The following is an 11988-nucleotide window of genomic DNA, read 5'->3' as shown; positions in this document are numbered from 1 at the left end:
GTCATGGCAGCGTAAGGATCACCGGGCCGTCGGCGGTCACTGCCACCGTGTGCTCGCTGTGCGCCGCGCGGCGGCCGTTCGCGGACCGCAGGGTCCACTCGTCATCGTCATGGTAATAGTCCCCCTTGCCGCCGAGAATGAGCATCGGCTCGATGGCGATCACGAGCCCTTCGGTGAGCTTGAGCCCCCTGCCGGGACGCCCGTCGTTGGGTACAGGCGGCTCGGCGTGCATGGTGCGGCCGATGCCGTGCCCGCCGTGGTCGGCCAGCAGCCCGTACCCGGCACGCCGCGCGGCACCGCCGATGGCATAGGCGAGGTCACCCATCTTGTTTCCGACGCGGGCCGCCTCGATCCCCCGGGCCAGGGCCGCATCCGTCGCAGCGATGAGTTCCTGGTCAACGGGATCGGGGGTGCCCACAATGAAACTCACCGCGGCATCTCCGCACCAGCCCTCCAGGAAGGCGCCGCAGTCCACGCTGAGCAGGTCCCCGTCCTGCAGCCGGTACCCGTTGGGGATTCCGTGGACAACGGCGTCGTTAACGCTCGTGCAGATGACCCCCGGGAACGGAACCGACGCCCAGCGCGGCCGGTAGTTGAGAAATGCCGGGGTGGCGCCGGCCTCGGAAATGGACGCGGCCGCCACATCGTCGAGTTCCTTCAGGGAAATGCCGACGGCGGCAGTTTCGCGGACGGCGGCCAGGGCATTGGCCACCACCCGCCCGGCTTCGCGCATCAGGGCTATCTCAGCGGGGCTCTTGATCATGTTCATCTGATGCCCTCCGGGCTTTTAGGCGATTCGGCTGGACGCTGGCGCCGCTGCGGCTGACGGAAGTGCGTGCATCGCATCGGTACCCTGCCTACTTTAGGACCCGGCGAGATCCAGGACCACGGGGGATGGCAGGCGAACGGCATTCATGGCCGCGATCCCCTGCCGCCCACTGCGCAGCGGCTATGTTGGCTGCATGGTGAACGAGGACGTCCTGGCCGCTATCCGCTCCGCGCTGCAGTCTGCCGCCGATCCTGTCCGGGGTGCCGGCGCGCAGGCCTACATGAAGTCCTCAATGCCGTCCCTGGGCGTGCGGGTTCCGGAGGTGCGCCGCACCGTGAAGGCTGCCGCGGCGGCGTACGCCTTTGCCTCGGCCGATGAACTGCGGGCAACAGTCCTCACACTGTGGCGCGAGGCGGCCTGCCGCGAGGAACGCTACGCGGCCATCGACCTTACCGGACTGCGCCTGGTGGCGGCCGACCTGGGAATGCTGCCCGTCTATGCGGAGATCATCCGCAGCGGGGCGTCCTGGGACCTCGTGGACGGCGTGGCCCACCGCCTCTGCGCATTGCTCCAGGCGCACCGGCAGGAGGTCACCCCGGTGCTGCTTGGGTGGGCGGAAGATGAGGACTTCTGGTTTCGGCGGGCAGCGATCACTGCCCAACTCGCCGCCAAGGCGCACACCGATACGGCGTTGCTCGCCCGTGTCATTGAAGCCAACCTGGCCGACCGGGAGTTTTTCATCAGAAAGGCGATTGGCTGGGCTCTGCGCGAATACGCCAAAACGGACCCGGGCTGGGTCGTCGGTTTCGTGGAACGCCACGGCCAGTCCCTGAGCCCGCTGTCCCGCAGGGAGGCCTTGAAGAACCTGCCCGTCAGATAACGGGCCGGGTGGTCACCGGCTGGTCGGACTTGCTGAACAGGTGCTTTGTCCGTGGGTCCATGAAGATCAGATACAGGGCGAACATCAGGGCGATGATGGCCGCCGCGTTCCTCGCGAGGGCGAGTGCGAGTCCGAGGTCCTCGGACTGCAGGTACGGGAAGACCTCCAGCTGGTCCGAGATGGCGTAGACCATGAAGAAGGACACGATGAAGTAGAGCGCCTTGACCTGCCAGTCATCCCGGATGCCTGTCACCGCAAACAGCGGGATCAGCCAGACCACGTACCAGGACTGGATCATCGGGGCCAGGACGACGACGGCGGCAAAGGCCAGCGTCAGCCGGCGCATGAGGCGGTCGTGGTCACCTTTGAAAATCTGCCAGGCGACGATGCCGACGGCGAGCAGCTTCCCGGCGTCGTAAACCCATTTAGCCAAGCCCCACCCGTCCAGGCTGAAGGCATTGGCGATGGACGCCACCACAAGGCCGAGGAGCCCCACCGGGGCGTACCAGATCCAGACGCTGCCCGGGGCTGACAGTCCGTTAATCCAGCCGAACCCGAAGCCGTTCACCATGCTCATGAGGAACAACAGGGCGAAGCTGATTCCCGCCGTGAGGCCCCAAAACACAAACTTCCGCGGCCAGCCGGCGTCTTTGCCCGCCCAAAGCAGCCCGATAAACGGGAGGAAGACCACCGTGATTGGCTTGATGGAGATGGACAGCGTGACGAGCACTATTCCGAGGATCACGCGCCGCGTGGCGCTGTAATACAGGCCGGCGAGGGCAAGCCCGATCATGAGGGCATCGTTGTGGACGCTGGCGATGAAGTTTGTCAGGAACAGGGGGTTCGCTGCGGTGAGCCAGAGCGCCCTGTGCGGATTTACCCCGTGGAGTTCGGCGAGCTTGGGGACGTAGATGATGCAGAGCGCCACGCCCACCAGCGCAACAAGGCGGAAGAGCATGATGCACGCCTCGGGGTGGACATTGGTGGACCAGACAACGAACTGCTCGATCCACAGAAACAACTGCCCGTATGGCACGGGCGCCTCGGTCCACATCTTGTCCGCGCCGAGCTGGAAGTAATTCGACAGCGCGGAAATGCCGTTCTCGTAGGGGTTGAAGCCCTCAACCATGAGCCGGCCCTGCCCAATGTAGGCGTAGACGTCACGGCTGAACAGCGGAACCGTGAACATCATGGGCAGTCCCCACGCCGCCACAGCCTGGAGCGTTGCCTTGCGGGCCGCAGGCCCCCAGACCCTGACACGCTGCCCAAGCCTGAGCCATGCCCGCACCAGCAGCATGCCGCCGATCGCGATCAGCACGATGGAAAGGGCCACCCCGAATGCTTCTGTGCGCATCCAGATGAACAGCGGCATCCGGCGCAGCTCCGACGCCGGTGCGAGCCAGCCCACGCCGAGCGAACCGATCACAAGGAAAACCGAACCGACGAATCCGGAAAGGATGGGCGACCACGGGTTGTCCACCTCCGCCGGAGCCAAGTCCGTGGAAGCGCCGGTGACCTCTTCCTCCGTCTCGGGCACAGGCGACGTCATGTCAGGGCTGTCCAATCTTTTGTGGGCGTGCTCCAGTGTCTCCTGCCGGAAATGCCCGGCCAGAAAGGGCCGCGGCGGCTGGTCACAGCGGCGCCACGTACCCCGAAATCTTAGCACCGGACAGCTCCTCGACCACGAAACGGTAGGCTGATCGGGTGCCTATATCTAACGAACGCATCGTCTGGATCGACTGCGAAATGACCGGTCTCGACACCGTCAACGACGCCCTGATCGAAGTCGCCGCGCTGGTGACCGATTCCGAACTCAACATCCTCGGGGACGGCGTGGACGTGGTCATCAAGCCCGACGCGTCTGCCCTCGCCCAGATGAACGACTTCGTCCGCGACATGCACACCCGGTCCGGGCTGCTGAAGGAACTCCCGGCCGGGAAGACCCTGGCCGAGGCCGAGGAAGCAGTCATGGACTACATCCGCAAGTGGGTTCCGGATCCGCGCAAGGCGCCGCTCGCCGGCAACTCGGTAGGGACGGACCGGGTCTTCCTCGCCCGCGACATGCCCTCTGTGGTGGAGCACCTGCACTACCGGATCATCGACGTGAGCACCATCAAGGAACTGGCCCGGCGCTGGTTCGCCCGGGCATACTTCCAGGCCCCCGCCAAGCTGGGCGGACACCGCGCCCTCGGAGACATCAAGGATTCCATCGACGAGCTCCGCTACTACCGGGAGGCGGTCTTCGTGCCTGCACCGGGTCCGGACAGCGCCACCTCGCTGCAGATCTCGAAGCGGATTTCCGCCGAGCCCTCCGCCGTTGAGCGGCTGATTCAGGAACACTCCGGGCGGCAGGGACTGCCGGGCGAAACTCTGTCCGCGCAGGCCGAGGCCGGACCCGCAGTCCGTGAGCCCTAAAAGTAATCTGCGCCACGTTTGAGGGAAATTTTGCCGAAACAGCCAAAAGTGGCAAAAGCATCCCCGAACAGCAGGTAAACTATTTGACGTTGCCTTTCAAGCCAGCCGGTGAAACCGGAAGGCCGCGGAGGCGCATGGTGGGCGTAGCTCAGTTGGCAGAGCGCCTGGTTGTGGTCCAGGAGGTCGCGGGTTCAACCCCCGTCGCTCACCCTCATGAAGGATGGCATCAAGAATGCCGTCCAATCACAAAGGCTGCACCGGTTATCCGGTGCAGCCTTTGTTCGTTTTCGCCGTAGCGGCACTCTCCCGCCGCCGCGGCACTTGCCACTCGAAGCACCAGAGGAACCATCCGACATGACCGTTCTGCCGATCACCATCTGGGGTGAACCCGTCCTGCACCGCCGGGCTGCCGAAGTTGAGGTCTTCGATGACGGGCTCCGCGAGCTGATTGCCGACATGTTTGAAACGAACGACAAGGCGAACGGCGCCGGCCTGGCCGCTCCCCAGATCGGCGTGGGCAAGCGGATCTTCGTCTACAAATACGACAACGAGGACGGCGTCCCGCCGAGCGGCGTGCTGGTCAACCCGGTCCTCACGCTGTCAAAGGTCTCCGGTGCCCTGCCTGATCCGGACGAGGAAGTGGAGGGCTGCCTCTCCTTTCCGGGCTGCCAGTATCCCCTCAAGCGGGCGGAGTGGGCGCGGGTCAAGGGTTTCGACGGCTATGGCCAGCCCGTCGAGTTCGAGGCCACGGGATGGTTCGCCCGGGTGATCCAGCACGAGTATGACCATCTCGACGGAAAGCTCTACGTCAACCGCCTCATCGACCGCTATGCGCGCAAAGCCATGAAGCAGGCCAAGAAAAGCGGTTGGGGCGTTCCGGGTCTGACGTGGATGCCCGGCGTGGATCCGGACCCGTTCGGGCACTGAGGCCTGGCACTGAAGCCGGCTCTGTGCCGCCGCTAGCGCGCCACGATGGTGCGTTGACCGGGACAGGAACCCAAAACACGGCTCATGGCATCCCTTTCGGCCTGGGTCACCCAGAGCCCGTAGGCTGCCTTCACAGAGATCTGCCGTGCGACGTAGTGGCAACGGAGCGCTTTGTTCCCGGGAAGCCAGCTCGCTGCGTCCGACGCGCTCTTCTCCTGGTTAGCGGGACCGTCAGCCGCGATCAGATTAAGCGGATCATTCGCAAGATTCTGACGCTGCTTCGGGGTGAGCTCCGCGGCTCCCTTCTGCCAGGCATCCCCCAGTGCCACGACGTGGTCAATCTGGACGGCCATGCTGGAGTCGGCGCCGCGGGTGAACGTGGTGACCCGGCCTGAATACGGTTCGTGGAAGGTGCCTGACGAGACTTTGCACCGCGAGCCCGTGGAGTAGGCAACGTCGCTGAGGTCGCGGCGGAGGATGTCGTTGCGGGTGTCGCAGCCGTTGTGGTCGGCGTCGAACCAGGCCTGGCCGAAGGCCGACCGGTCGTAGTCGGTTTTGGGCGCCCTGCCCTTAACGGGCAATGAGTCGAGTGCCGCCTCCGCCGTGCCTTCCGGCACAGGCCGGGGCGGCACCACAGGCTTCATCCAGGTGGCGTCGAAGACGGGGGCTTCGCTGGGGCCGGACACCGCCGGTTCAGCGGCCAGGAACTGCCCGGCCGTGAAAAACCAGGCTATGCCCGCCGCAGCCAGGACCGCGAGAAGGGCAAGCACGGCCCATGCCTGGCGGGAGCGCCGGCGGGCTCGCCTATACGCGGACCAGCTGAGGGTCATCGCGTGGCGCCCTTCCGGGCGCGGCTTGTGCACACCCCACGAGACTAGGGCAGCTCCGGTGCCTCCGGGCAGATGTCCACAGTGTTGAGGACCGGTGCCCTGGGGAGGACGGGTTGAGGGACTACTGCTCCCTCATGACCCGGCGGAGATCCTCGTTGGCCAGGTCGAGCAGGCGCTGCAATTGTGCAACCCGCTCTTCGCCGACCTCGCCGCTGGCATGTGCGGCGACGGCTTGGTCCAAAAGGCGCTGCGCCTCTTTCTGGTTTGCACGCGCTACATCAAGTGCGTGTTCCAGTGTTGTGTCATGCGGTGTGTCGCGCTGGAGGGTCGAGTCGTGTTCCATGAGAACAGTGTGGTCCCCTTTCCCGGCTGATTCCAGAGAACCAGCCGGGAAGTTGGGAAAGAGTGGGCGCCCGCGGCTTTCGGCCGCGGGCGCACCAGAGGGCCCGGGTTAGACGGATCCCGCTGCGGCCAGCACGGGGGCTGCGTCCTTGACGGAGTCCTTGGCGGGGAACGTGGGCGGGTTAACGCCTGCCATTTCCTCCATGACCCGGACAACCTGGCAGCTGTAGCCGAACTCGTTGTCGTACCAGACGTAGAGAACCAGGTTCTTGTCGGTGGAGACAGTGGCCAGACCGTCCACGATCCCGGTACGGCGGGACCCGACGAAGTCCGTGGAGACGACCTCCGGGGAGTCGATGTAGTCGATCTGCTTGCGCAGGACCGAGTGCAGCGACATTTCCCGCAGGTAATCGTTGACCTCGTCCTTGGTGGTGCCGTGTTCCAGGGTCAGGTTCAGGATCGCCAGGGAGACATCCGGCGTGGGGACGCGGATGGAGCTGCCGGTGAGCTTGCCCTGCAGTTCCGGGAGGGCCTTTGCCACGGCCTTGGCCGCACCCGTTTCGGTGATCACCATGTTCAGCGCGGCCGAGCGGCCGCGGCGGTCGCCCTTGTGGAAGTTGTCGATCAGGTTCTGGTCGTTCGTGAACGAGTGAACGGTCTCCACGTGGCCGTGGATGACGCCGTACCTGTCGTTGATCGCCTTCAGTACCGGGGTGATGGCGTTGGTGGTGCACGATGCCGCGGTGACGATCTTGTCCGAATCCAGGATGGTGCCGTGGTTGATGCCGTGAACGATGTTCTTCAGCTCGCCCTTGCCCGGAGCCGTCAGCAGCACGCGCCCCACGCCCTTGCTCAGCAGGTGCTGGGACAGGCCCTCGCTGTCGCGCCAGCGGCCCGTGTTGTCCACGACCAGGGCATCGTTGATGCCGTACGCCGTGTAGTCGATCGTGGCGGGGTTGTCCGAGTAGATGACCTGGACCTGGACGCCGTTGGCCGTGATGGTGTTCGCTTCCTCGTCCACCTTGATGGTGCCCTCGAAGGAACCGTGGACCGAGTCGCGGCGCAAGAGGCTCGCACGCTTGGAAAGGTCGTTGTGGGAACCACGCCGCACGACGATGGCGCGCAGGCGCAGGCCATGTCCGCCGCCGGCCTTTTCGATGAGGAGCCGGGCGACAAGGCGGCCGATCCGGCCAAACCCATAAAGGACGACGTCGGTGCTGGTGCGGTCATCGGCGCCACGCTTGCCAACGATCTCAGCCAGCTCGGCGCGGAGGAATTCTTCCAAAGTGGCGTCTCCGCCGTCGGACTTGAACTTCTGGTTCAGGCGCGCGATGTCGATCGCAGCGGCACCCAGGTCCAGCTTTGCGAGCGTATCGAGCAGGGGTGCCGTTTCCTCCAGGAGCAGCTCGTCCTTGCTCATCCGGCGGGCGAAGCGGTGCGCCTTGAGGATGTTCATGGTGGACTTGTTGATCAGGCTGCGGCCGTGGATCGAGGTGACCACGTTATTTTCCCGGTACAGCCGGCCGATCACCGGGATCATGGCCTCGGCGAGTGCCTCGCGGCCCATCCACGTATCGAGACAAGAATCTGACGTCTGGCTCACAGAACTACCTTCCTTGGTTCGACCGGCTACGTCCTCGTAACCGGAAGTCGGCCACCCGAAGCATCCAGGGGCGCTGGCACCGGCAGGGTTTCGGTCCGCCCCGGATGCCATTGACGTTGCAAAGAAAAACCGCCGGTTGCGAACGCAGATCCGGCGGTAGAACTTCTACGTTCAAGGTCTATTCTAGGGCTGGCCACGCGCCGCGGTTGACCGGGGGCACGTGAAATCTCTCACACCGGCCGGGCGCGCCCGGCGTGCGGCAGGAACGGCGGCGGAATAAGTGGATGGGTTGACCGATACGCCGGGTTCTGTGTTCCCGCGCCGTTGCCGGGGCGGGAGTAGCGGCCATCCATCTACGAACGCCGTTGCCGACGCCCTCCAGCGGCCTACCCGGGCACTCGGGCGAGCAGCCCTCAAACGTGCCCTGTCTGGCCTTGCTCCGGGTGGGGTTTACCTAGCCTTCCCGGTCACCCGGGAAGCTGGTGGTCTCTTACACCACCGTTTCACCCTTACCTGCATCGTGCCGCTTTCAAATCGGCGCGAGGCAGGCGGTCTGTTTTCTGTGGCACTGGCCTGCGGGTTACCCCGAGTGGGCGTTACCCACCACCCTGCTCTGCGGAGCCCGGACGTTCCTCGAGCCACTTGCGTGACGCGCGGCCGCCTGGTCAACCCATCCGCAGTCCATTCTACGGTCAGTGCGGGCAGGCCCTGCCACACAGTGCCCCTGCCACATATTCCCCTGCCACACGTGCGCGCCGAGCCTATGATCGGATCATGGACGCGTCCGCAGTGACCCGCCGCCGCCTGCTTCAGCTGGCAGGGCTGAGCGTTGGCGCCTACGCGGTCACCGGGTGCACCGCCAGCCATCCGCCCCCCTCCCCGTGGCCCAACCCACCGGCGGGACCTCCCTCGGTGGCCATGCGCGGCGGTTCCTTCGTTTCGAGGTTCCGGCCTGCGGCAACAACCCACTGGTCCATTGCCACGCCGGTGCTCCCCGGCAGGAGCGGCACGGACTTCCCGCTGGCGCTGTTCCTCCACGGCCTGGGCGGCAACAACGAGGGAATCTTCGATGTGCTCAAGGCGCACGAAGTCCTGAAACGCCACCTCTTTATCGGCGGGACACCGTTCGCCATTGCGTCGGTGGACGGCGGCGACACCTGGTGGCACCCCCGCGCCGACGGCACCGACACCCAGTCAATGCTGGCGGATGAGTTTGTTCCCTTCCTGGGCTCGCAGGGCTACGACCTTGGCCGGATCGGCCTCTTCGGTCTGTCCATGGGAGGCTTCGGCGTCCTGCTGCTCGCCTCGCAGGCCCGCCTGCCCGGCATCCGGGCCGTGGCGGCCATGAGCCCGGCAGTCTGGGACCGCTATGACAAGCGAATCGAAGGCGCCTTCGACAGCCCGTCCGATTTTGCGGCCCATGACGTGTTCGCGCTGCGGCCCAGGCTGGCAGCGGTGCCCAAGCGGGTGGATTGCGGAACCGAGGACGAATTGTTCCCCTGGGTCAAGCAGTACGCCAGCGGCCTCCCCGGAGTGGTGGAGGGAGGCTTCCGGGCGGGCGGACACGATGCGGATTACTGGCGGGCCATCCTGCCTGAGGTGATGTCCTTCCTGGGCAGGCACCTCCGCTGAGCGCGCAGCCCCCGGAGACGCGCAGCCACCGGAGAACAGGGCCGGGCGGGCACCGGTAAGATCGTACGGTGCTGATCCTGCTTCCCCCGTCTGAAGGTAAGACCCCTGCCGTCCGCGGCGACGCCATGGACTGGACGTCCCTGAGCTTCCCTGAACTGAACCCGTGCCGGGCCAAGGTGCTCGATGCCCTGGGGACGGTAAGCGCGCACGAGGATGCGCTGGCGCTGCTAGGCGTCGGAGCGTCGCTGACGTCCGACGTCGAACGCAACACCCGGCTGCACGCGGAACCGGCGGCGCCGGCCCACCAGGTGTATTCAGGCGTGCTGTACGACGCGCTGGGCTACAAGTCGATGACGGCAGCGCAAAAGCGCCGTGCGGACGACGCGGTGCTCGTGATTTCGGCACTGTGGGGAGCCATCCGCTTCGCGGACTCCGTGCCCGCCTATCGGCTGTCGATGTCAACGGCACTGCCCGACGTCGGACGCCTTGCGTCGTTCTGGAAGCCGCAGCTCACAGACGCACTCACCGCCGCCACGGCCGGGCAGCTGCTGGTGGACTGCCGCTCCAGCACCTATACCGCGGCGTGGACTCCCCCGTCGGCGTCGACGGTGACGGTGAATGTTTTCACAGAAGTGAACGGCGTGCGCAAGGTGGTCAGCCACTTCGCGAAGCACACCCGGGGCGAATTGGCGCGGCATCTGCTGACCCGGCCGGGAAAAGCACCCGGGACGCCGGCCCAGCTGCACAAGGCCGCCAGTGAAAAGTGGAATGCCGAACTCGTCCCGGGGACGGCGCGGAAGGCGCACGCCCTCAACATCATCCTTCCCGGTTAGCTGCCGCTGCGGTTCGGCCTTTCTGGGTTCAGACCCATTCCGGGGAGCGCACCAGGATGCAACCGGAATCCGGGCAGAAAACGATGTCGTCGTCGGCGGCGGCCTTGATCTCGGCAAGGTCACCCGGACTCAGCTGCATGCCTGACCCTTCGGACGTGCCGTGGAACAGCCGGGCAGCACCCACGCCGCGGCGGGCCAGGGTTTTTTCATAGACCGCCAGCATTCCGGCGTCCAGCCCCGAGGCGAACACTGCCCTGCGGCCCCGAACCACCGTTTCTTCCGCCGCAATCTCTGCCAGCTGCCCGTCCAGCTCCGCCCGGATCGCGCCGAAGGAACCCTGGATGTCATCGACGATCTTCTGCTGGGCCGCCTGCCGCTCGCGCAGCGAGTCCAGCCGCTCCATGACTTCGAGTTCAACGTCTTCGAGGTCGGACCGCCGCTTATTGAGCGAGGCGATGTCCTTCTGCAGGGCCACCAGGTCCTTGGACAGGCCGGTTCCGCTGTTCAGCCTCGCTTCGTCGCGTTCGATCCTGCCGGCCACCTGTTCGACGTCAGCCTCGGCGCGCTTTAACTCCGCCTGTGCGTCATGGACGGCCATCTTTGCTGCGCCCAGCTCGCCGTTGGCAATGTTCAGCGCCGCCTGGAGGTCTTCGATGCGGGGATCTGTTTCAAGGCTGCGGCGGCGGCTGGCCAGTGACTTGAGTTTCGCGTCCAGCCCCTGGAGTTCGAGCAACTTCAACTGTTCCGCCGGTGCTGCCTTGGCCACGATTACCTCCGCTTGATCCCATCCGGCCTGCGCCGGGCACCCCTGCAGGGGCTTTATAGACTCTAGTCCCCGCCGGGAGTCAGAATGAAGTCCCATGGGTCGCTGTTGGTGGCGCTGACACGGATGTCGACGTCCAGGCCCTGGTCCGCAAGGACATTGCCCAGGGCATCTGCAGCAGCGGGAAGCCACAGCCATTCGCTGGCGAAATGGGACACGTCGATAAGGTACGGGCGCCCGTTGACAGCGGCCTCGCGGGCCTCGGAAGCGGAGTGGTGCCGAAGGTCGGCCGTGACATACAGATCGGCGCCGCTGGCCCGGACCTGGTCAAACAGTGAGTCCCCTGCGCCGCCGCAGACCGCGACCCGGCGGACCAGGCCGTCCTTGTCACCGGAAACCCTGACGCCGCCCGCGACAGAAGGCAGGATCCCAAACACCCTCGCGGCGAAGTCGCCCAGCGTCATTGCCTCGGCAAGATCGCCGACCCTGCCGATGCCTTCCTCCGGAAGGCCGTTGGCTGCACGGTTCAGAGGAGACACATTGTCCAGCCCCAGGGCGTCGGCCAGGACATCGGAGACACCTCCGACGGCGGAATCCCCGTTCGTGTGGACGGTCAGGAGAGCGGTTCCCGACTCGATCAGGCGATGGACGGCCTTGCCTTTGGGGGTGTTGGCCGCGACTGACGTTACGCCTCTGAGCAGCAACGGGTGGTGCGTGATCAGCAGCTCTGCGCCCCACTCGATGGCTTCGTCGATAACGTCAAGCGTGGGATCCACGGCAAACATGACCTTGGTGATTTCCGCCGACGGGTGCCCGGCAACAAGGCCCACCTCGTCCCACTCCTCGGCGAGCGACTCAGGCCAGAGCTCTTCGACGGCCAGCATGAGCTGTCCGAGCGTCGGCGCCTCCGGGGCCTCCTCGGCAGCTGCCGTGTCCGGAGATTCTGCCGGCTCTGCTGCAACACCACTGTTCACAGGTTCCATACTCATATTTT

Annotated in this window: 12 protein-coding genes, 1 tRNA gene and 1 other RNA gene; 6 read left to right on the top strand and 8 right to left on the bottom strand. The window is 65.6% G+C overall.

Annotated features, from left to right (window positions below; translation table 11 throughout):
* Window position 1 precedes the first annotated feature (1 nt).
* Window positions 2-769: a type I methionyl aminopeptidase gene (gene map / locus AC5RUM_RS07290; RefSeq protein WP_494034314.1), complete on the bottom strand. Its 768-nt coding sequence runs from the start codon at window positions 767-769 to the stop codon at window positions 2-4.
* Window positions 770-962: 193 nt separating this feature from the next.
* On the opposite strand from map, the gene AC5RUM_RS07285 reads away from it, so the two are divergent.
* On the top strand, window positions 963-1649 hold the full coding sequence (locus AC5RUM_RS07285) for a DNA alkylation repair protein (RefSeq protein WP_494034313.1): 687 nt from the start codon (window positions 963-965) through the stop codon (window positions 1647-1649).
* On the opposite strand, the gene mptB is transcribed toward AC5RUM_RS07285, so the two are convergent.
* Window positions 1642-3198 (bottom strand): polyprenol phosphomannose-dependent alpha 1,6 mannosyltransferase MptB, encoded by a 1557-nt coding sequence (gene mptB, locus AC5RUM_RS07280; RefSeq protein WP_494034312.1) that lies wholly within the window; start codon window positions 3196-3198, stop codon window positions 1642-1644. The two genes, AC5RUM_RS07285 and mptB, sit on opposite strands and share 8 nt — an antisense overlap.
* A gap of 197 nt (window positions 3199-3395) precedes the next feature.
* Between mptB and orn the strand changes: the two genes are divergently transcribed.
* The 3 genes from orn to def all read left to right on the top strand — a co-directional run bounded on the left by orn (window position 3396) and on the right by def (window position 4991).
* Window positions 3396-4064 carry an oligoribonuclease gene (orn, locus tag AC5RUM_RS07275; RefSeq protein ID WP_494034562.1) on the top strand — a complete coding sequence of 223 codons (669 nt, stop codon included), beginning with the start codon at window positions 3396-3398 and terminating at the stop codon, window positions 4062-4064.
* A 137-nt stretch (window positions 4065-4201) separates the two neighbouring features.
* Window positions 4202-4274, top strand: a tRNA-His gene (locus AC5RUM_RS07270).
* Between the two features lie 144 nt (window positions 4275-4418).
* On the top strand, window positions 4419-4991 hold the full coding sequence (gene def / locus AC5RUM_RS07265) for a peptide deformylase (protein WP_494034311.1): 573 nt from the start codon (window positions 4419-4421) through the stop codon (window positions 4989-4991).
* A gap of 32 nt (window positions 4992-5023) precedes the next feature.
* Here def and AC5RUM_RS07260 read toward each other — a convergent pair whose 3' ends face one another.
* From AC5RUM_RS07260 to rnpB, 4 genes are all read right to left on the bottom strand, one after another.
* Complete coding sequence (locus AC5RUM_RS07260; RefSeq protein ID WP_494034561.1) at window positions 5024-5821, bottom strand: HNH endonuclease family protein; 798 nt, start codon at window positions 5819-5821, stop codon at window positions 5024-5026.
* 121 nt (window positions 5822-5942) lie between these two features.
* Entirely contained in the window at window positions 5943-6164 is a 222-nt protein-coding gene (locus tag AC5RUM_RS07255) for a hypothetical protein (protein ID WP_494034310.1), read from the bottom strand.
* A gap of 108 nt (window positions 6165-6272) precedes the next feature.
* Complete coding sequence (locus AC5RUM_RS07250; protein WP_494034309.1) at window positions 6273-7766, bottom strand: glyceraldehyde-3-phosphate dehydrogenase; 1494 nt, start codon at window positions 7764-7766, stop codon at window positions 6273-6275.
* A gap of 281 nt (window positions 7767-8047) precedes the next feature.
* An RNA gene (gene rnpB, locus AC5RUM_RS07245) (RNase P RNA component class A) lies at window positions 8048-8439 on the bottom strand.
* Window positions 8440-8540: 101 nt separating this feature from the next.
* Between rnpB and AC5RUM_RS07240 the strand changes: the two genes are divergently transcribed.
* Both AC5RUM_RS07240 and AC5RUM_RS07235 read left to right on the top strand, forming a co-directional pair.
* Window positions 8541-9398: an alpha/beta hydrolase gene (locus AC5RUM_RS07240; protein ID WP_494034308.1), complete on the top strand. Its 858-nt coding sequence runs from the start codon at window positions 8541-8543 to the stop codon at window positions 9396-9398.
* A gap of 68 nt (window positions 9399-9466) precedes the next feature.
* Complete coding sequence (locus AC5RUM_RS07235) at window positions 9467-10231, top strand: YaaA family protein (RefSeq protein WP_494034307.1); 765 nt, start codon at window positions 9467-9469, stop codon at window positions 10229-10231.
* Window positions 10232-10259: 28 nt separating this feature from the next.
* Here AC5RUM_RS07235 and AC5RUM_RS07230 read toward each other — a convergent pair whose 3' ends face one another.
* Together AC5RUM_RS07230 and AC5RUM_RS07225 are read right to left on the bottom strand one after the other, a co-directional pair.
* Window positions 10260-10997, bottom strand: a complete 738-nt coding sequence (locus AC5RUM_RS07230) for a zinc ribbon domain-containing protein (protein ID WP_494034306.1) — start codon at window positions 10995-10997, stop codon at window positions 10260-10262.
* 62 nt (window positions 10998-11059) lie between these two features.
* Window positions 11060-11977, bottom strand: a complete 918-nt coding sequence (locus AC5RUM_RS07225; protein ID WP_494034560.1) for a Nif3-like dinuclear metal center hexameric protein — start codon at window positions 11975-11977, stop codon at window positions 11060-11062.
* Between the last annotated feature and the right edge of the window lie 11 nt (window positions 11978-11988).

The sequence above is a fragment of the Arthrobacter sp. B2060 genome (assembly GCF_059090445.1).
Note: the sequence above shows the minus strand (reverse complement) of the source record. Positions and strands in the feature narration are given on the sequence as shown.